Source organism: Anaeromusa acidaminophila DSM 3853, assembly GCF_000374545.1.
In the GTDB taxonomy this organism is placed as follows: Bacteria; Bacillota; Negativicutes; order Anaeromusales; family Anaeromusaceae; genus Anaeromusa; species Anaeromusa acidaminophila.
Genome location: NZ_KB894606.1, coordinates 1 through 20,141, shown reverse-complemented (window position 1 = coordinate 20,141; position 20,141 = coordinate 1). Strand labels below are relative to the sequence as shown.

Here is a 20,141-nt window from a genome sequence, read left to right as displayed (position 1 = left end):
CCACTGGCAAGCGATTCCATGAACAGCAGCCAGTTTGTTACACTTTTATATTATATCGAATCATCTCGTCGGAGAAAATATGCCTATTAAACAAGTTATGCTATAATTAGTCCGATTCTGCAAAAAAAGGAGGCTTTTTATGAGCCGCATGATCGCCGGCGAACTATTAGCCGGCATTATTTATGGAGATACGACAAATCAAGAGTATGTTTATTTGCCCGCAGGAGAAGTGGGTAGCGAACCAGGCGTCTGTATTTTTGAATCTCAAGAATCACGCCAAGACCTTCCTTTAGAAGAAGCAGCTCGCTTAGCGGCCCGTCTTTCTTTGCGTCCGGTGCAGCACCCCCGTATGGGCCGTCGCTCTTTTTAACGGTCCCAAGAGCAAAGCTCCAAGGCTCTATTTAAAATTTCTCTGTGAATTTCTTCAATGCAGCGCAATTTTCCTTGGGGAGCGCAGTTCACTTGCTGCCAACCATATTGTATAGCCAATTGTCGGTATAAAGAGTAACACGCGTCCAAATATGCCGTATCTTGCTCATGAATATCCCGTTTGCGCTGCTCGCTTTCTCTAGCGGCAATCAATGCGGTACTGAGCGCAGGCGGAACATCCAAAAAGAAGACCGCATCCGGCACCGGCAGGGAGAATTTTTCAAATTCCAACTCCCACAGCCATTTCAAAAAAGCCTCTCTTTGCTCTCCTGGCGGCACTTTGACCGCTTGATGCACCATATTGGACGTTGCGTAACGATCGGCGATAACAATGCCGCCTTGGCGATAAAATTCGCCCCAGTCCGTATGATAAGACGCAAAACGATCAACGGCATAAAACGAAGCAGCCGCATAGGGATTGACATCAGCCGCGTGTTTTCCAAATTCCCCTGCCAAATACATCTTGATCGCCCCAGCAGCAGGACTGTCATAATTCGGGAAGGACACCTTACGCACCTTATGCCCCTCTTTGATCAGCGCCTCCACTAACAAACGCGTCTGCGTAGCTTTACCACAGCCATCGCCTGCTTCTAAAATTAGAAGTTTTCCTTTTCTCATTTCCATACCACCCTTATCGTCTCCAAAGTAGTATCTGCCATGCCTGACATATGCTGGCCTTGACGCTTACAGGCTTCAATCCAAGCAAGCACTTCCGCCGTCAATTCCTCTCCTGGTAAAACGAGGGGGATCCCAGGCGGATAGGGAGTAATTGCTTCTCCTGCGATCAACCCTTGCGCTTCTGACAGCAATACGCTGTGATACGTTGCTAGCGCCGCTTCTCGCGGCGTCAACCGCTGCGGCGGGACCGGCGGCAGCGTTATATTTTTTTGTGAAAAATCGCCAGGAGCCGGCAACTGCACTAGTTGAGACAAAGCTTGTTCCAATCGCTCCCAGTCCTGCTTAACATCAGCCAGGGACAGCAACAGCAACAGCCGCTGTGCATCCGCCCATTCCACTGCAATACCCTGACGCCTCAATTGGGCGGCTGCAGCATGCCCTGACCAGCCCTGTACAGCCAGCGTAACTTTCGTAATATCCATTTGAAATGGTTTGGGTAGAATTCCATCCACGCCGCCAACTATATCTACGCCCGCCAAAGCTTGCCAGCGGCGGCGCAACTGCTCCGCCCGCTCCCAAAGCCGGCGGAGCCTTTCTTTTCCTTCTTGGGCCAATTGCCAACGCGCCGCGTCCAAAGAGGCCATCAGCAGATAGCTAGGACTAGAAGACTGCAGCCACTGCAAGGCGCTTTTCAGCCGCCCTGTATCCAGTCCGCTCCCTTGCCCCACATGAAGCCAAGCGCTTTGCGTCAACGCTCCGGCCAGCTTATGCGCGCTTTGCACGCAAGCGTCTGCGCCGCTAGATAAAGCCATGGGCAAAGAGCCATTCGGCAGCCACGGAAAATGAACGCCATGAGCTTCATCGACCAGGGACAGCAGACCATGCTTATGGCAAATTCGAATCATCGTCCCTAAATCACCGGTTACGCCTTGATAGGTCGGATTAACAAAAAAAGCAGCCTTAGCCTGGGGATGCTTCTCCACGGCTTGTAAAAAATCTGCTGCATCCAGCCCCAGGGGCACGCCGCTTTCTTCGTCCTGACGTACCTGTATAAAAACCGGCTTAGCCCCGGATACGATCAAGCCAGATAAGACAGCACGATGTGCATTGCGCGGCACCAGGATTTCATCCCCAGGCTGCAGGCAGGTTAAAAGCAACGCTGCAATACCAACGCTGCTGCCATTAACCAGAAAAAAAGAAGCTGCCGCTCCATACAGATCGGCCAACAGTCTTTGCGATTCAGCAATACAGCCTTCCGGCTCTTGCAAATCATCCAGGCCGTCGATCTCCGTCACATCCGCCTGCCATAATTTGGAACCAAGCAGTTCCTGCGCTGGCGCCGGCGCTCCCAGCCCGCCTTTATGTCCCGGCATATGCAGGCGTAACGCATTCTCATCTATATACTGTTTTAGCGCCTTTACCAAAGGCAAGCAGTTTTGCCCCATATATTCTCCTCGCTATTTCATCATCCTTGACATAAACAGAGGAAAACCTCACATTTATGAAGAACTTCTTGTTCAGTATACCATTAAAAGGAGCATCTGTATGAAACATATAGCGATTCTTACCGGCGGCGGCGATTGCCCCGGACTAAACGCAGTGATCCGCAGCGTTGTTAAAATGGCCTCACAGCATAACATTAAAGTCACCGGCATAAAAAATGGTTTTTCCGGTTTAATTCATGGAAACACTTTGCGTTTAACGCTCCAAAGCGTCAGCGGTCTTTTACATCGGGGCGGCACCATCTTAGGCACAACCAACCGAGACAATCCTTTTTCTTATGCCTGTAAAAGCAATGAAAAGTGCGCCTATGTCGATAAAAGCCAAGATGTTCTGGACCATTTGAAACAATGGGAAATCGACGGCCTTATCGTCGTCGGCGGCGACGGCTCCTTGCATATTGCCAGCCAGTTTGCCGCTTTAGGCGTTCCCATAGTCGGCGTCCCCAAGACCATTGACAATGATTTATCCGCTACAGACTACACGTTTGGCTTTGAGTCTGCTGTCACTACCGCCGTAGACGCCCTCGACAAATTGCATACTACCGCCGAATCTCACCACCGAGTCATGCTTTTGGAAGTAATGGGACGCTACACCGGTTGGATTGCTTTGCAGGCTGGCATTGCCGGGGGAGCCGATGTAATTGTAATCCCCGAAATCCCCTATGATATCAAAAAAATCATCACGGCCATCAAAAAGCGTCGTTCTTCCGGAAAAAGTTTTAGTATCATCGTCGTAGCCGAAGGGGCCAAACCGCTGGGCGGCGACTATACCATCCAACGCGTAGTAGAGGGCAGCCCTGATCCGCAGCGTTTAGGAGGCGTCAGCCACCGTTTGGCTCATGAAATTGAAGAGCTTACTACTTTGGAAACACGGGTTACCATCCTAGGGCACCTGCAGCGTGGCGGCTCACCTACGGCCTTCGACCGTCTTTTGGCCTCTCGCTACGGAACAGCGGCCGTCCAATGCCTGTTAGATGGAAAATTTGGCTGCATGACTGCGCTGCACGGCTCTGAAATAGTATCCGTCCCCTTAGCAATGGCCATTGGAGAGCTTAAAACCGTCCCCATTGAAGGAGACCTTGTACAAACCGCCAAAAATTTAGGCATTTCCTTTGGGAAATGACGTTGTGCAACAAATAAAAGACGGCCTGCCAAAAGAATGCTTCTTTCAGGACCGTCCTGACGTTCGGATTTTGTAATTACTCTAATTCATCGGTTTCTTCCAGCGGAATTTTCAAAAACAGTTGCGTCCCTGCTCCGGGCTCAGACTGAACACGCAAATCTCCCTTTAAAATGTTGGCGCGTTCTCGCATTCCCAGCAGTCCGAAGCATTCATCGGAAATCTTTTCATCCATTGAAAAACCTTGCCCATCATCCTGAATCAAGACCTGCAATGTTTTAGGACGGTATTCCATGACCACCTGGACTTGCTTCGCTTTAGCATGCTTTTCCACATTATGCAAGGCCTCCTGTACAATGCGAAAAACCGCCGTCTCCCGATAAGCGTCCATACTCACTTCCTTGCCTAACACACGCAGTTGCGCTTCTACGCCGCTCTGCTCCCGACAACTCTGGCAAAGTCCTTTCAACGTCGCTACCAAGCCTAAATCATCTAAGGACATCGGGCGTAAATCGCAAATAATTTTGCGCACCTCCCGCAAGCAGCCACGAACCTGCTCCCGCAAATCCGCCAGCTCCGCTTTCGCTCGCTGACTATCTCGATCTACCATGCGTTCGCAAATTTCCGTACGAAATACCAAATTTGCCATCGTCTGCGCCGGACCGTCGTGAATTTCCCGGGCCACGCGGCGCCGTTCCTCTTCCTGAGCGTGAATAATCTGCGCTCCCAAACGCTGGGTCTGCTGCAAGGATTCGATATGCTCCACTACATCATCCATCTGCGTTCCCAGATAACCTAAGACAGCCCCAACTTGTGAAACCAGACGCTGCGCCTTTTGCGCCGTCAACTCCAAAGTTCGCAAGCGCAGCTCCATTTCGTCCCGGCGCAAGCGCAAATTCAGCTCGCATTCTCTAGCTACCGCTAATTCTACCTGCAAGTCTCGCGCCATATCATACGCTTTGCGAACATCCTCTTCACTAAACTGGCGAAAACTTTTACTAACCTCCATCAAGTTAATGCGGGCTTGCTTCTCTTTGATCTCTAGTTTATCCACACGCTCAATAGTTGTTGCCGCTTCTTCTTTCAGGCGCAGCAAATCCCGGCGCAGCTTTTCCACCTCGCCGCAAGCTGCTTCATACACTTCATATATCTCGCTTTTGCTTTCCTCAATGGCTTCCACGGTTCGTTTTACAATCGAGTCAAGCATTTTCGCATCCAATTTTGTTGCGCTAGCGTCCATTTTTGGCCTCCCTGTTCTTTCCTTCTCCCTTGCTTAAAAAAAAGCATTCGCAGAACCTCATCTTCTGCGAATGCTTTTTTTGCGACCCCGTACAGCCATGCTAACGTCTTGGTTGCAGTCCTGCCTGGCTCAGGTGCTGCACAACACGTCACTAAGAAACAGGTTAGCCTGTCAAAACAGCTGCCTTGCGCCGCCGCTTCCTCGTTTGTACGTCAAAAACGTCCAAACTAAGGAAGGTAGTCTTTCAAGCCGAACTGTCATCAAACAGCCATGCTTGTCCAACTCTTTCATTTAAACATTAGCAAAAGACTTGAATTGCGTCAATATTCCCTTATTAAATTAATCAGCAATTTTAAAATGCAACGCTAAGCGAGTCACCGCTTCCGGCCAAGCAGCAGCAACGCTTTCTACTTCTCCGCAAATAGCAGCCACTCCCTCAGCCACGTTCTTTCTTTCTATTTGCCGTCCTTGTTGCTGCAAAAGAAGAACCAACTTCTCCGCCGCCGCTTCATCCGTAGAAAAGCAAGGCACTTCTTCCGCATAGTCTTGGCGATGCTTCAGATCATCCCATTCTTCTTCGCGCATAGGACGGTACATGCCCTTAAAAGCAGTCAGCGATTCTTTCGCCATCAGCCATTTTACCGCCATTTCCGCGCTAAACTGCAAGGTATGCGTAACCCAGCAATAAGCGCCGCTAGCCACGGCTGCCGCCGCATCCAATTCACGTCCCTGCAGTGCTGTTTCGCCTATGTCAATCTTCATATTTCCTGCCTCCTAGCTTCTGCTGATACTGCCACACGATCCTGCATTTTATGCCGGCGAAATAGATACACTCCAAGAACCATCAAAACGCTTACCAGCACGAAGCCAACAATAGCTTCGGTCTTGTACTTCTCAAACATGGCCAGCGCCTGCGGGCCGTAATAGTAAATTAACAACCCTTCCACCAAGAAGCGTTTAGCTCGTCCTAGAAAAGAAAAAACGAAGAACAAACCTAAATTCACGCGAAAAGCGCCAGCGCTAATTGAAACAAACTTATAAGGAATGGGCGACATCGCTGCTAAAAACACTGCCAATGCGCCATATTTCTCCATCCAGCAGCGAATCGTCTCTAAATGACGCTCGGGAACAATCCGCCGCAAAGCAGGCTCCCCAAAACGGTGCCCGCCGTAATAGCCGATAAAACCGCCTAAAACTGAAGTAAGGGTTGTCCAGACGGCATACCAAATCGCCTGATCCGGATTGGACAGCGCCATGGGAATCAGCAGCAAATCCGGCAAAATGGGTGAAATAAAAGACTCCAGGAATGCCACGGCCAGCAGCCCCCATAACCCATATGTTTGAAAAAAGGCGACTCCATCCTGAAGCCAGGCTGTCTCCATGCTTCGCACCTGTCCTTCCTACTATTTAAACCATCATCATTGTTGTTCTTTGGCAAATCTCATTCTTATATTATAGCAATCTCTGAAGATCACTGCAATTGCTTTTGCCGTTCCTTGCGCAACAACAAAGCCTGCCGCAAAGAGTTCGCTTCATTTTTCAGCATTCCACTTTGAATGCGCAACAGCAAATTTCTCTGAAACGCCCCTACTTGCGGTCCACTACCTAATTCCGCAGCAATATCGCCACCGGAAATAGCCAACTGCGAAACAAAAAAGGGAGTATCTTGCAAAATGGGCTCCACTTGCTGCAATAACTGTTCTAGCGAATCGTTCGGCTTAGTGCGCGTCGCTGTCGCATCCGCCCAATACAAAGCAAACAGTTGCTCTACCGCTTGCCGCAACTCCTCTACGTCTCGAAACGCTGCCGCCCTTTTTCGCAGCCAGCGAACCACGGATTTGCGTGATAAATCCGGCGCGTGCATATGGTTGCGAACCAGCCACACTACGCGTTTAGCCACCTGCGGATCTACACGCAATCGTTTTACTATGTTGTCTGTAAGTTCCGTTCCCACTACATCATGGCGATGATCAGTCCACTCGCCTTGCGCGTTTACCCCTCGCACTCCCGGCAGCCCCTTTGCTACATCATGAAGCAGCGCCGCCCAGCGCAATGCCAGCTGCGGTTCAATCCGCTCCACAGTATCCAGGACATGACGCCAAGCATTCAAACGATGATGCTTGGGATTTTGCGGCAATTGATACAGGTGCATCAGTTCGGGCAAAATAGGCACGTTCTGCTCCACGCCTTCGTCTTTTGCACGACAAGTCTCGTCAAGCAACCCTGTCATGCGCAAGACATGAATGCCCTTCGCTGCATGCCTAGCCAGCAGTGTCTTCTCTAATTCATTGCGCACCCGTTCTACGGACAAGCCCCTCACTCGCTCCCGATTGGCTACAATCGCCGGAAAAATATCCGCATCCAAAGAAAACCCTAGCTGCGCCATAAAGCGAGCGGCCCGAAACATGCGCAACCCATCTTCGGCAAAACGAACATTCGCTTCTCCTACCGCCCGAATACGTCCTAACCGCAAATCCCGCAGCCCGTCAAAAGGATCAAATAAATCGCCGTGAACATCCAGGCACAAAGTATTAATTGTAAAATCACGGCGGCTTAAATCCTCTAGCAGCGAATCACCCCATTCGACTTTTTTAGGCCGGTGACTGTCTTCCCCGTATTCTTCCCGGCGAAAAGTAGTGACATCATAAGGAATGCCTGAAATTATAACCAGCACACTGCCAAATCTCGCTCCTACGTCACTGGTCTTCCACCCATGTCTGAGGGCCGCCGCGCGAATATCATCCGGCTTGGCATTCGTGCAGATATCAACGTCAATGTGATTAACGCCGAGAAACAAATCCCTCACTGCACCGCCTACCATATACGCTTGCCAGCCTTCCCGGGTCAAAGCTTCAAGAATTTTTCGGGCTTGCTTCATAACCGCCTCCACGTCGTCTTGCACTTTCACCCACATGGCAGGTATCGCCTCATTTCCGCATGCACGCCTGCAAAATCAAGCACGGTGTGGTGTACTGCTTACGCTTTCGTTCTTATTATATTATAACATGAACCCTGCTAAAGAGCCTCTTCTTAGCAATACTTTCACCGCATTGTGTCGAAATCATGACTTTTTTACCCTGTATGCAGGAACTGCCTAAGCTACGCCGAAATCAAAAGATTGGACAGGCCGCACTACTCTATATTCATCGATTCAGCATAAGTAAAGGAGCATTTACATGTCAGACACCAATAGCGATGATTTATTGTCACCACGCGCCGCTTTCGCTTTGCGGGTGCTTACGATTGTTCTCTTAGCCATGGGTTTAGCCTTAGGAGTGTATTTTTGGTACCAAAACACCTCTACTTTAAAAAGCTCGGACGCTCGTATTCAAGGAGCTCTCTATAGCCAGACAGCCCGGGCGTCTGGACAAATTTTAGAAGTTCTCGTCAAAGACGGCGATGTTGTCGAAAAGGGAACCCCCTTGCTCACATTGCAGTTTCCGGAATTAGATAAGCAAAAAGAAGACGCTTCCGCCGCCCTTGTCGCCGCTCGGGCACTTTATGCGCAAGTCAGCCAAGGCCGCCGCGGTCAACCGCTGCAAACCGGCGGCAGTGTTGACAGCGGCGCCGTAGCGCGCATGGAACAAGCCGCCCAGCATTACCAAAAAATGCAGGATTTATATGCCCTAGGAGGCATCAGCGCCGCCGCCCGTGATCGCGCCGCCAGCGCCTATGAACAAGCCCGCCAGGCAGCCAGCGCCGCTCCGGCCATGATCACAACCCCTAATCAGCCCCCGGATCCTAACGAAGTTCGCATGGCTCAACAGCAAATCCAGCAAGCGGAACAGAAATTAGCGGCCTTACAGGCTTTAGAACAGCAAAAAATTGTCACTGCTCCAACTAGCGGCACTATTTCCTTACTTAGCGTTCGCGCCGGGGATAATGTTGCCATCGGTCAACCTTTGCTGGCCGTCATCTCCAATACCGAACTTTGGCTCACCGTCCGAGTCGATACAAGCGACGCCCCCAGACTGCAAACCGGTCAAAGCGTAAATTTCGTCCTACGTGATTTGCCGGGGCAAACCTTCACTGGTGAAGTGCTGGAAACCTCCGCTGCCGGAGCAACCGGACAACGCCAGCCAATTAAGGTGTCCCTCCCAAACGAAACTCCTTCTCCCTTCAAGTCCGGCATGTTGGCGGACGCTGAATTTATATTTTAGCCGGCCAACGTCCTTCAGGCAAAACAATCGTCTTTTGGGGCAAGGCCTTCTTCTCAGGCCAGACATACACATAGGCTTCCCATTCCTGACCGTCGTCGCTGCACACAAGGCAGCGGCGGCGGTCATATTCATTACGTGTATCATCTTCTCCAAAATATTCTTCCAACGCATCTAGCGCCTGCAAGGCCTTCTCTGGATTCTTAAGCTGCAGGCATTCTCCCCAAACTACGCCTTCTTCTTCAAGAAGCACCGCCGGATAACCGCGGTCTGCAAGATGGTACAACCTCCCGTTAATGTGCCCTCGCCACTTCTTTTGCACATACGAAGCCACTACTGCCTCATTAGCTTGCCCAGACTGCAAAGTTCCGTAAACAAATACCAGACAGCCCTCCGACTCTCCTCTTGTTTTCATTACGTTTCCTCCTTAGATAAGAAAAGAACTGTGATGCCTCTTGCGAGGCTTTCACAGTTCTTCTTGCTTTCTTCTTACGGCTGAAAATGATCTTTTACAGCCATCACCGCCGCAAAGGCGTGCTCCGCTGCATTCAGCGTCCGTTCCAGATCGCTTTCGCTGTGAGCCGCTGATACAAAAGCCGCTTCAAACTGCGAAGGCGCCACGTAAATTCCTTGCGCCAACAGCGTGTGGAAGTACGTGCAGAAGGCATCCAAATCAGCCTGCTGGGCAGTCCGATAATCCAGTACCGGTCCTGCATGGAAAAAGAGACCGAACATCCCGCCCAAATGGCAGGTACTCACAGGCAGCGCATATTTGGCAGCTCGACCATAGAGGCCTTGCGCCAAGGTCGCCGTCTTTCGGGACAATTCATCATAAAAGCCTTTTGTCTCCATCAGCAAACGCAGCGTGGCAATGCCGGCGGTCATCGCCAAGGGATTGCCGCTCAGCGTACCAGCCTGATAAACCGGCCCTGCCGGAGCAATGCATTCCATAATATCCTTGCGACCGCCGTATGCGCCAACAGGCAAGCCGCCGCCAATGATTTTCCCTAAGCAAGTTAAGTCCGGCTTGATTCCATAGACGCTTTGCGCTCCGCCCAGAGCCACCCGGAAACCGGTCATGACTTCGTCGAAAATCAACAAGGCGCCGTATTTGCTGGTTAAATCCCGCACGCCCTGCAAATAGCCGTCGCGCGGCAGCACCATGCCCATATTACCAGCCACCGGCTCAATAATGACAGCTGCAATTTCCTGCGGATTGGCTTCAAAAGCGGCAGTCAGCGCCTGCAGATCATTATATTCTACAGTCAGCGTGTTACCAGCCACTTCGCCAGTCACTCCCGGACTATCAGGAACCCCCAGGGTAGCCGCGCCAGAGCCCGCTTTGACCAACAGGCTATCATGATGTCCATGATAGCAGCCGGCAAATTTAACTATTTTGCTACGTCCGGTAAAAGCCCTAGCCAAACGCAGCACGCTCATCGTCGCCTCCGTGCCGGAATTGACCATGCGCACCAGTTCCATGGACGGTACGCAATGCCGCACCATTTCCGCCAGTTCTGTTTCCAGCAGCGTCGGCGCGCCGTAACTGGTTCCTTTTCGCACTGCTTTTTCCAACGCTTCGGTAACCTGCGGATGAGCATGACCCAAAATCATCGGTCCCCAGGAGCCAATGTAGTCAATATACCGATTGCCGTCAATGTCTTCAATATAAGCGCCCTGCGCCTGCGCAATAAACGGCGGCACCCCGCCAACGCTGCGAAAGGAACGCACCGGGCTGTTTACCCCTCCGGGAATGCAGGCTTTAGCGGCGACAAAGGCTTCTTGGGATCGCTGCAACGAAAAGCTCATGGTACTATCGCTCCTTTGTTTACTGATTCTCGTGCAGCCATTTGGCTGCATCCATCGCATGATACGTAATAATAATATCAGCGCCGGCTCGTTTCATCGAAACCAGCGTTTCCAAAACAATTTTCTTTTCGTCAATCCAGCCCTGCTGCGCTGCGGCCTTAACCATAGCGTATTCCCCGCTGACATTATAGGTTGCCAAAGGCAGCAAATACGTATCTTTGACCTGACGCACAATATCCAGATACGCTAACGCCGGCTTGACCATCAGAAAGTCTGCTCCTTCTTCCGCATCTAGAGCCGCTTCGCGCAGCGCCTCCCTGGCATTGGCCGGGTCCATTTGATAGCTGCGGCGGTCCCCAAATTGCGGCGTTGAATCCGCAGCGTCCCGAAATGGCCCATAATAGGCGGAAGCATATTTCACCGCATAACTCATGATCGACACCTGCGCAAAGCCAGCGTCATCCAAGGCCTCGCGAATGGCCTGCACCCTACCGTCCATCATATCTGAAGGAGCGACAATATCCGCACCGGCTTGAGCCTGGCTGACCGCTACCTTGGCCAAAAGAGCCAGGGTCGGGTCATTATCCACGGTTTCGCCGTCCAGCAGCCCGCAATGACCGTGGCTGGTATATTCACAAAGACAAACATCGCCAATAACCACCATCTCCGGCAACGCTTTTTTAATCGCCGTCATGGCCTGCTGTACCGGCTGCTGCAAGTCCCAGGCGCTGCTGCCCTGCTCGTCCTTATAAGACGGAAGCCCAAAAAGCAGCACCGAGCGAATCCCCAAATTCCATGCCTCTTGCGCCAACAGCACCGCTTGATCCACTGATAAGTGATATTGCCCCGGCAAAGAAGGAATTTCCTTTTTAATTTTCTCTCCAGGTACTAAAAACAACGGATATACCAAATCCTCTACGTGAAGCACCGTCTCCCGCACCATAGCGCGCAAGCCTTCGCTGACGCGCAGTCGCCGAGGACGCAAATACGGATGGTACATGAATTACATCTCCTTGCCGTAAAATGTAAGAATGGCTTCCGCCAGTCCTTTGATCGTATATTCTCCGGCCATAACGTCCGGTTCAATGCCATGTTCCAAACAAGTCTCCGCCGTGATCGGGCCGATGCAAGCCACCTTCGCTTTTTTCAGCAAGGCTGCGCCATCTTCGCCCAATAGCTTCAACAAATTCGTTACTGTAGAAGAGCTTGTAAAGGTCACCCATTGAAAATCTCCCGCTTCCAAGGAAGCTTTCAGACCTTCAGCGTCCGCCTTCGCGGTTACCGTACGGTACGCAGGGACCACATCCACCGATAATCCTTGGGCGCGCAACTGCTCCGGCAGCAATTCCCTGGCTACGGTAGCCCTGGGGATCAGCACGCGCATACCTGGCTTCACTTTTCCCTCTAGGGCTTCAATAATACCTTCCGCCCTAAACTCCACCGGCACTACATCCGCTTGAATTCCATAAGCCGCCAGCTTGCTCGCCGTTGCTACGCCAATAGCCGCTACCTTGGCGGCTGCCAAAGCCCGCGTATCTTTCCCCTGCTCCGCCAAACGATTGAAGAAGTACTCTACGCCGTTAACGCTGGTAAAAATAAGCCAGTCATAACTTTGCAGTTCCTGAATAGCCGCATCCATTGGCTCATAACTTTCAGGCGGTTGAATTTGAATAGCTGGCGCCTCTACGCATTGAGCGCCTAATTCTTCCAAGCGTGCCGTAAGCAAGCTGGCTTGCTCGCGCGCCCGCGTCACTAACACCTTCTGTCCGAATAAAGGGCGCTGATCAAACCATGCCAATTCGTCCCGCAGAGAAACAACATCCCCTACCAAAAAGATAGCTGGCGGCGTCAAACCCTTTGCCGCCACATCGGCTGCTGCCGTCGCCACAGTCGTCACCAACACTTCCTGCTCCGCTTTAGTACCCCAGCGAATGACCGCTGCCGGCGTTTCACCGCTGCGTCCATGTTCCATCAACTTGGCCGTAATATGAGGCAGGTTTTCTACGCCCATCAAAAAGACCAGCGTATCTGTCCCTGTAGCCAATTTATCCCAACGCATAGAAGATTCCCCTTTAGTAGGATCCTCATGACCAGTCACTACTGCAAAGGAAGTGGCAATACCTCGGTGGGTAACCGGAATGCCCGCATAAGCAGGAACCGAGATAGCCGAAGTAATGCCAGGCACAATTTCAAAAGGAATGCCGGCAGCGCGCAAGGTCAGCGCTTCTTCGCCGCCGCGTCCAAAAACAAAAGGATCGCCGCCTTTAAGACGGACTACCACTTTGCCTTCCTTCGCCTTGTCCACCAAAAGCTGATTGATATCCTCCTGGCGCATGGCATGATTACTGGAAGCTTTTCCCACATAAATAAATTCCGCATCTTTTCTGGCATGCCCCAGCAGGCGCTCATCAGCCAGTCGGTCATACACCAGCACTTCCGCTCGCTGAATGAGTTCCAGACCGCGCACGCTAATCAATTTATAATCTCCAGGGCCGGCTCCGACCAAATACACTGTTGGCTGTGTCATCTATACTCCCTCGCTTTGCATCAATTCCGCTAAAATCTCTTTGCCCCCGGCGGCCAATAATTGCTGGGCCAAAGCAACGCCTAACTGCGCTGCATCCTCGTTACAACCCGATTTTTGGGCCTTTAAGCATTCTTTGCCATCCAAGGTCAAAATAACCGCCGTAACCGTCAGCGTTCCTTGCTCTTCCTGAGCATATACGCCCACAGGCACCTGACAGCCGCCTTCCACTTCGCGCAAGAAAGCCCGTTCTGCTTCTGCAGCCACTCTCGAAGGCTTATGATTTAAAAATGCCAGCAAAGACAAAACCTCAGCATCATCAGCCCGCGCTTCCACCGCCAGACAGCCTTGTCCCACTGCAGGCAAACAGACTTCCGGTTTTAATATTTCCGCGATTTCCTGCTCCCAGCCCAAACGCTTCAGTCCGGCTGCCGCCAGCACAATGGCGTCCAGCTCTCCTGTTTGCACTTTCTTCAATCGCGTGTCCAAATTGCCCCGCAGGTCAACCATCTGCAAGTCCGGCCGCAACCGCAAAAGCTGCGCTTTGCGCCGCAGACTGCTCGTTCCGAGCGTGGCTCCTTGCGGCAAGGCTTCCAATGACGTATACTCACGGCTGACTAAGGCATCGCCGGCGTCAGCCCTTTCGGTAATGGCCGCCAGGCATAAGCCTTCCGGCAGCTCTGTCGGCATATCTTTCAAGCTATGTACTGCCAAGTCGATCTGACCGCTTAGCATTTCCACTTCCAGCTCTTTTGTAAACAAGCCTTTGCCGCCAATTTTGGCCAAAGGCACATCCAATACTTTATCGCCTGTCGTAACAATTCGTTTTAATTCTACTTCCAGCCCGGCATGCTCCTGCCGCAGACGTTCTGCAATGTGTTCCGCCTGCCAAAGAGCTAACTTACTGCCGCGCGTACCGATAACAAGCCTTTGCCTCACAATGTTTCCCCTCTCCTATTGCGTCCAATTTGAATAATTCCCGAATGGCTTCCAGATAGTATTCTTCCTGTTCGCTGCCAGCAGCCTGATTGAGACGCACCATGGGATCGCGCAGCATCTTGCGAATAATCATCCGCGACATACTCTCCATGATTTTCATCTCTTCCTGTGGCAAATCCGGCAGCTTCGTCAAGGCGCGCTTCATCTCCCGCTGACGAATATGCTCCGCCTTGTCCGCTAAACGCGCCATAACAGGCTGAAAGGACAGATAGCGGAACTTCGATACAAGCTCAGTCAGCTCTTTTTCAATAATTTCTTCAGCAGCTTTCGCTTCTTGTTCTCTTAGGCGCAGATTGGATTCGACAACCGCTTCCAAATCATCGATATTATACAAAGTTACCCCTTGAATGGCCGCTGTCTCTGGCTCTACGTCCCGCGGCACGGCAATATCGATTAATACAATCGGCCGCCCTTGTCGCTTCGGCATAATGTGCGCCATATCCCAAGCACGAATCATGTAATGCGGCGCCCCTGTGGACGTAATGATAATATCCGCATCAACGGCTCGCTGCAAAAAGGACTCGAAAGGAACAGCCTCACCATGAAAGCGTTTCGCCAAATCCACCGCCCGCTCATAACGGCGATTCGACACAAATACAGTCTGTACGCCGCTGGCCACTAAGTGTTTCGCGGTCAGTTCTCCCATTTCCCCCGCGCCCAACAACAAGACTTTCACTTTCTCCATCTCGCCGCAAACGCTTTTCGCCATTTCTACAGCAGCATAACTTACCGATACGGCATTATAAGCAATGCGAGTCACAGTCCGCACTTTTTTACCAACCGTAATCGCCCGGTGAAACAGCGTATTCAGCACCGTACTAGTGGTGCCTGCATCTCGCGCCATAGAATACGCTTTTTTTACTTGGCTCAAAATTTGCCCTTCGCCGATCACCAGCGAATCCAAGCTTGAGGACACGCGAAAGAGATGATTAATACAGTCTTGATCGCAATGATAAAAGACATAATCATCCGGGCGTTGCTGCCCCGTAGCCATACGCGTCATCACCTCTTTCAGAGGCTCATAGGCTTCCTCCGCATCTTCGACTACGGCGTATAATTCTGTCCGGTTACAAGTAGACAGCCACACGCATTCTTCGACTATCTCCTGATCCCTAAGGCGTCTTAAAGCAAGGCGCAATTGCTCCTCGGAAAAAGAAAAACATTCCCGTACCTCAACAGGTGCGGTCTTATGGTTGAGTCCCAATACCACTAGCTGCATGTCGAATTCGTTCCTCCGCCTCTTTCAAATTTCCAGACCTTAAGTCGTCAAGCACCTCGTCAGTCAAAGCCGAGCGCCAAAAAAGCTCACGCTCACGAGACGTGGCAAAATGCTCCTTCATCTCTTCTCTAATGCGTCCTAACAACAAAAGCAGTTCTTCGTATTCAGGTCCGTAGCGCTCCGCAAGCTCCTGACGCAGCTTGCGCACCAAGGCAGGACTCTGCCCCCCTGTTGACACAGTCAGCAGCAAATCTCCGCGGCGCACCTGTGCCGGAAGACTGAAATTTCCTTTCTCGGGCCCATCTGCGACATTGACGAGTTTGCCTCGTTCCCGAGCCTCCCTAGCCACGCTTTGGTTTACCTCGCGCCGATTGGCAGTACAAAACACAAGAAAAAAAGGCTCTGTATCGCCAGCCACGAAAGTGCGTTGACACCACCGAATCGTTCCGCTTTTTACCAACACCTGCAGCCCGGGCGTAAGCTCCGGGCTGATAACGGTAACGGCAGCTTGAGCAGCCACCAAGGTATTTATTTTTCGCTCCGCCACTTGACCTCCGCCAACTACCAGAACCTGACAATCGGTCAACTGCAGATTAATCGGGTATAAAACCATGGTCCTACACCTCCCCGAAGCCATCAGCGTTCGGCAAAATCCTTACCGACAATCACTGTCGCTTGGGTGCTGCCACCATCATTGCGGCTAATTTGTAGCGCATAATCAAATGGCAAGCTATTTAACCTATTTATAACGCTGTTGTCATTTGAATTACTGATAACAACGGTGTTACCTCGGGACGTCCCCGTAGAAACGCCAACTACGTCAAATCCCTGCCGCCGCAAGAGAGCCGCCATTCTATCTCCAGCAGCGGCACTGCCGCTGCCATTGACTACGCTAACACGAAGTCGTCCAGTCGCCGCCGGAGTCTTCGGACTCACAGGCTCGTTCGCTCTTGTTGTATCATTCGGTCTCGTTGGATTTTTCGGTGCATCCACTACTTTTACATTTTTCGGTAAGGTTCCAGCATATTCATCAGCTTCCTGTCGCGTAGTCGCTTGATAACGTTCGCTGGCGGAAGCGCCCAAAACCTGCGCCATATGCTGCCGCACAGCGACAATATCCGGCAGCCAATAGCTGATATCTTCAATATACGCTGGCTTGCCGGGAACCATATAGGATTGCAGCCCTTGCGCTTTAGCATCCTTGATAATTTTGGCCAAGTTCAACATCTCCGCTGTCGACAAATCGCTCTTTACCGCATTGCTAACGCTTTGAATAATCCCTGGAATGCGAGGGATCACCCCAGGACTTGCCAGTTGATCCAATAAGGCGCGCAGAAAATGCTGCTGCCGCTCCACACGGCCAATATCCCCCTCTTCATCACGATAACGTACATACTGAATCGCTGTTTTGCCATCCAAATGCTGCATCCCCGGCTGCAAATCAATAAACAGGCCGCCGTCATCATCCCAGGGATCGCTGTAATACATACGTTTTTCTACATCAATATCCAAGCCGCCCACGGCGTCTACAATCCGCTTAAACCCGGCTATGTTGACAATAATATAATGATCAATTGGGACCCCCAACAGCAGTTCTACCGCCTGCTTTGATAAGGAATGTCCTCCCAAAGCATAGGCGTGATTAATCTTATCATAGCCATGTCCTGGGATTTTCACACGTGAATCCCTCGGAATCGATATAATCGAAACTCCCTTGGTTTTCGTATCAATTGTCAGGACCATCAAGGTATCCGAACGCCCTACATCATCAGCCCGTTCATCCACACCCATGACCATAATATTGATCTTATCTTGAAATGCCAAAAACTTGTCATCTGCTTTTTTCTGTTTGTTTCCATTTAAGGCTCCAGAAGAAAACCAGAGAAAGGCAACTCCTAACGTAAGAAAAAAGACTGCTAAAAAAAGCGCCGCCCATTTTATCAAACTCTTTTTCTGCTCTCTATTTTTCGATACACGCCGCTGCTCCAACCGTTGCTCCAGATTAGGCACGAAGCAAATCCTCCTTTCGGCGCTGTCTGCAAATTCCATTACAAAAGAAGCCCCCTCGCGCGGGGGCTTCCCTTACTATATCAAAAAAGCCTCATCACCGTCAAGATTGTCCCACTTCAAACCCTGTGTCTTCAATTGCCGAAACAAGTTCGGTCAGCTGAAATTTTCCCTCGTCATACGTCACTGTCAACGTTTTATCCGCTAGATTCACTGCCGCCTTCTGAACGCCTGCAACAGCCAAGGCCGCTGTTTCCACCGCCTGCTGGCAATGACCACAGCTCATCCCCTCTACTACGATCACCTTTGTTTGCATTTAATTACCTCCTCAGACTCTGCATTTTTTACACTTATCATGAATTATACTCTAAAAATCTATTTTATCTGAAAATTAAACAGCGTCTCTCTAGCTGTGCTATTCTCAATCAACATCCTTGCTCTTTCGTTTCGCAACGTTTTTCTCAAATGAAAGAAATGCGCTGCTATGGTATAATACTTCCAAGCCTTACGGAACCAATATACGAGGTTCCCAATATGAAATAAGGAAGTGCATGCGTCATGAAAGAAACTACAGCCCGCGTGCTCCCGCCTCTTGACGGACCTGCCGTCCGTAAGTTGGAAGACGCCCTCTTGCAGTCTCCCAGCAAAAGCATTTTGTTGCGCATCAACCAAACCTTGGTCCAGCTATCCCGCGAAGGAAATTGGTTCAAATTTGCTGTTCTCACAAGAAAACGAACTATCAAACGCGCCTCTGTCTTTGAAAGTCTCACAGAAATCTACAACGACTTCATTCACGGCCAAGACTGGCAAATTGCAACTTTACCATCGCATCCCTAAGAAACTTACCGCCGCTTTCGCGGCGGTTTTATTTTTATACCAACGCTTTACGGTACACATCCAGAAAGTTTTTTAGCACCTGCGCCGTCAAGCCCCAGATGACCCTTTCCTTCCAAACGTAAAAATAAACGTCATACTCTCCCCGACGCCGCCACTCTTTGGAATACTCCGGCAACAAATGATGCGGAAACCCAGGCATCGGTTTTGTAGCCATTTCCATCCGCCCTACTTCCGGCGTCATTGCCAACAGTTCGGCAAGCGGTATGCAAAAGGTCTCCGCTACTTCCTCTGATTGCAATTTCAACTCCTTGCAATCTTGAAGCACCCCCGCATAAGGATGCAGCCATACGCCAATTGGGCTCGCCACTTCCGGAAGCTCACCTACTAAATCTAGACAATCTTCATCTATGCCCAGCTCTTCCGCCATTTCTCGCCGAGCCGCTTGGCAAGGCGTCTCATCCAGCTGCACTCGCCCGCCGGGAAAACATATATCCCCTGGCTGCCATGCCATTTGGCTAGAGCGCACCTGAAAGAGAACCGCTGGTTCACCATGCATTTCCAATATCGGTACCACCACGGCCGCGCGAAAATAACCTTTTTGCAACAACTTTACCTCTCGCTGTCGTAGCCCTTCTTGCAGTTGCTCTCGAATATATTCTAGCTTGTTCACGGTACCACTCCGTCTGCCAATATGATAACTCTATGACTTATATATAATTCGGGACAGCTTTACAAACACCTTCTTTATCTATAGTTTGTAACAAAAACGTCACAAACTAGAACAAGCCAAACAACATTCAATCTCACCGTCGCTTCGCGCACCCCTTTTTAACAAGGAAGGCATATCAATTCACAGACTGCAGCTTAACGTCCGCGCCCGGCGTCTACGGCAAAACTTTTGCGAGCGAAGCTGGCCGCGCAGGAGCTGAGAGAGTTCTTGTTTTGATGCAGATGACGGGGAAGGACGCTGCTATAAACTAGCTTTATGTACTATAGACTTAAAAAATATTAACATACCATATATCAACTCATCTAGTCAGCTTAGATGTCCCGCTACCTATCCCTCCCGTCCTTCGCTTTGCCATCCATGGCTGTTTTCAGAGGAGACCGGATGCTATGCCTAACGTCCGCGCCTCGGCGTCCGCGGCAAAACTTTTGCGAGCGAAGCGGTCCGCAGGGCCTGCGTGGCCAGCTGGAAGGATTAGGAATACGGTTGTCTGAGCGCAGCGAGTTTCCGTATTTCCCTTTCAGCTGGCTGCGCAGGAGCTGAGCGAGCTCTTGTTTTGACGCGGATGTCAGGGAAGGACGCTGCTATAAACTAGCTTTATGTACGATAGACTTAAAAAATATTATCTTACCATATATCAACTCATTTAGTTCGCTTAGATGCCCCGGCAACCAAAAAGAAAAGCACCCGTTTTCACGGATGCTTTTCTTTTTGATTAACCGGCAACTACCTATCCTCCCAGGCCGCTTCCAGCCAAGTACTTTCGGCGTATGTGGGCTTAACTGCTGTGTTCGGGATGGGAACAGGTGGAACCCCACAGCTATCGTCACCGGATTGTCTTACTGAGTTTGCATTTGCATGCTCCCTCAAAACTCCACACAGAAAGAAGATTAGATTCACTTCGAAGTAATTACTCTAAAATCAAGCCCTCGGCCGATTAGTACCAGTCCGCT

Annotated in this window: 20 protein-coding genes and 1 rRNA gene; 4 read left to right on the top strand and 17 right to left on the bottom strand. The window is 50.8% G+C overall.

Going from position 1 to position 20,141, the window contains the following annotated elements; all coding sequences use genetic code 11:
• The first annotated feature begins 139 nt into the window (after positions 1–139).
• A complete protein-coding gene (locus C508_RS0114965; RefSeq protein ID WP_018704385.1) occupies positions 140–370 on the top strand; it encodes a hypothetical protein in 231 nt (76 codons plus the stop codon).
• Here the strand turns inward: C508_RS0114965 and C508_RS0114960 are convergent.
• Together C508_RS0114960 and C508_RS0114955 are read right to left on the bottom strand one after the other, a co-directional pair.
• Positions 367–1,047, bottom strand: coding sequence for a dTMP kinase (locus C508_RS0114960; protein ID WP_018704384.1), 681 nt, complete (start codon positions 1,045–1,047; stop codon positions 367–369). The two genes, C508_RS0114965 and C508_RS0114960, sit on opposite strands and share 4 nt — an antisense overlap.
• Positions 1,044–2,492 carry an aminotransferase class I/II-fold pyridoxal phosphate-dependent enzyme gene (locus tag C508_RS0114955; protein ID WP_018704383.1) on the bottom strand — a complete coding sequence of 483 codons (1,449 nt, stop codon included), beginning with the start codon at positions 2,490–2,492 and terminating at the stop codon, positions 1,044–1,046. Before C508_RS0114955 ends, C508_RS0114960 begins: the two co-directional genes overlap by 4 nt.
• Positions 2,493–2,592: 100 nt before the next feature.
• Between C508_RS0114955 and C508_RS0114950 the strand changes: the two genes are divergently transcribed.
• The gene (locus C508_RS0114950) at positions 2,593–3,672 is read left to right on the top strand and encodes a 6-phosphofructokinase (RefSeq protein ID WP_018704382.1); all 1,080 of its coding nucleotides are present in this window, start codon (positions 2,593–2,595) and stop codon (positions 3,670–3,672) included.
• Positions 3,673–3,748: 76 nt separating this feature from the next.
• Here the strand turns inward: C508_RS0114950 and C508_RS0114945 are convergent, their stop codons facing one another.
• The 4 genes from C508_RS0114945 to C508_RS0114930 form a co-directional block, all read right to left on the bottom strand.
• Positions 3,749–4,909, bottom strand: a complete 1,161-nt coding sequence (locus C508_RS0114945; RefSeq protein WP_018704381.1) for a sensor histidine kinase — start codon at positions 4,907–4,909, stop codon at positions 3,749–3,751.
• 339 nt (positions 4,910–5,248) lie between these two features.
• Complete coding sequence (locus C508_RS0114940) at positions 5,249–5,671, bottom strand: hypothetical protein (RefSeq protein WP_018704380.1); 423 nt, start codon at positions 5,669–5,671, stop codon at positions 5,249–5,251.
• On the bottom strand, positions 5,668–6,291 hold the full coding sequence (locus C508_RS0114935; RefSeq protein ID WP_018704379.1) for a YqaA family protein: 624 nt from the start codon (positions 6,289–6,291) through the stop codon (positions 5,668–5,670). The genes C508_RS0114940 and C508_RS0114935 overlap by 4 nt, the downstream gene beginning before the upstream one ends.
• Positions 6,292–6,380: 89 nt before the next feature.
• Positions 6,381–7,823, bottom strand: a complete 1,443-nt coding sequence (locus C508_RS0114930; RefSeq protein ID WP_018704378.1) for a CCA tRNA nucleotidyltransferase — start codon at positions 7,821–7,823, stop codon at positions 6,381–6,383.
• Positions 7,824–8,085: 262 nt separating this feature from the next.
• Between C508_RS0114930 and C508_RS0114925 the strand changes: the two genes are divergently transcribed.
• The gene (locus tag C508_RS0114925; RefSeq protein WP_018704377.1) at positions 8,086–9,069 is read left to right on the top strand and encodes an HlyD family secretion protein; all 984 of its coding nucleotides are present in this window, start codon (positions 8,086–8,088) and stop codon (positions 9,067–9,069) included.
• On the opposite strand, the gene C508_RS0114920 is transcribed toward C508_RS0114925, so the two are convergent.
• From C508_RS0114920 to C508_RS0114880, 9 genes are all read right to left on the bottom strand, one after another.
• A complete protein-coding gene (locus tag C508_RS0114920; protein ID WP_018704376.1) occupies positions 9,059–9,481 on the bottom strand; it encodes a gamma-glutamylcyclotransferase family protein in 423 nt (140 codons plus the stop codon). The genes C508_RS0114925 and C508_RS0114920 overlap by 11 nt on opposite strands.
• Before the next feature lie 74 nt (positions 9,482–9,555).
• A complete protein-coding gene (gene hemL, locus C508_RS0114915) occupies positions 9,556–10,875 on the bottom strand; it encodes a glutamate-1-semialdehyde 2,1-aminomutase (protein ID WP_018704375.1) in 1,320 nt (439 codons plus the stop codon).
• A 19-nt stretch (positions 10,876–10,894) separates the two neighbouring features.
• A complete protein-coding gene (gene hemB, locus C508_RS0114910; protein WP_018704374.1) occupies positions 10,895–11,875 on the bottom strand; it encodes a porphobilinogen synthase in 981 nt (326 codons plus the stop codon).
• 3 nt (positions 11,876–11,878) lie between these two features.
• Positions 11,879–13,402, bottom strand: a complete 1,524-nt coding sequence (gene cobA / locus C508_RS0114905) for a uroporphyrinogen-III C-methyltransferase (RefSeq protein ID WP_018704373.1) — start codon at positions 13,400–13,402, stop codon at positions 11,879–11,881.
• Complete coding sequence (gene hemC, locus C508_RS0114900; protein WP_018704372.1) at positions 13,403–14,338, bottom strand: hydroxymethylbilane synthase; 936 nt, start codon at positions 14,336–14,338, stop codon at positions 13,403–13,405.
• Positions 14,301–15,617: a glutamyl-tRNA reductase gene (gene hemA / locus C508_RS0114895; protein WP_018704371.1), complete on the bottom strand. Its 1,317-nt coding sequence runs from the start codon at positions 15,615–15,617 to the stop codon at positions 14,301–14,303. The genes hemC and hemA overlap by 38 nt, the downstream gene beginning before the upstream one ends.
• Positions 15,586–16,230: a precorrin-2 dehydrogenase/sirohydrochlorin ferrochelatase family protein gene (locus tag C508_RS0114890; RefSeq protein WP_018704370.1), complete on the bottom strand. Its 645-nt coding sequence runs from the start codon at positions 16,228–16,230 to the stop codon at positions 15,586–15,588. Before C508_RS0114890 ends, hemA begins: the two co-directional genes overlap by 32 nt.
• A gap of 23 nt (positions 16,231–16,253) precedes the next feature.
• Positions 16,254–17,627 (bottom strand): LCP family protein, encoded by a 1,374-nt coding sequence (locus tag C508_RS0114885; RefSeq protein WP_018704369.1) that lies wholly within the window; start codon positions 17,625–17,627, stop codon positions 16,254–16,256.
• A 100-nt stretch (positions 17,628–17,727) separates the two neighbouring features.
• Positions 17,728–17,940 carry a heavy-metal-associated domain-containing protein gene (locus C508_RS0114880; protein ID WP_018704368.1) on the bottom strand — a complete coding sequence of 71 codons (213 nt, stop codon included), beginning with the start codon at positions 17,938–17,940 and terminating at the stop codon, positions 17,728–17,730.
• Positions 17,941–18,182: 242 nt separating this feature from the next.
• On the opposite strand from C508_RS0114880, the gene C508_RS0114875 reads away from it, so the two are divergent.
• Positions 18,183–18,461, top strand: a complete 279-nt coding sequence (locus C508_RS0114875; RefSeq protein ID WP_018704367.1) for a hypothetical protein — start codon at positions 18,183–18,185, stop codon at positions 18,459–18,461.
• Between the two features lie 34 nt (positions 18,462–18,495).
• Here C508_RS0114875 and C508_RS0114870 read toward each other — a convergent pair whose 3' ends face one another.
• Both C508_RS0114870 and rrf read right to left on the bottom strand, forming a co-directional pair.
• On the bottom strand, positions 18,496–19,131 hold the full coding sequence (locus C508_RS0114870; RefSeq protein ID WP_018704366.1) for an NUDIX hydrolase: 636 nt from the start codon (positions 19,129–19,131) through the stop codon (positions 18,496–18,498).
• A 774-nt stretch (positions 19,132–19,905) separates the two neighbouring features.
• Positions 19,906–20,022: ribosomal RNA gene (gene rrf, locus C508_RS0114860) — 5S ribosomal RNA — on the bottom strand.
• Positions 20,023–20,141: the final 119 nt, after the last annotated feature.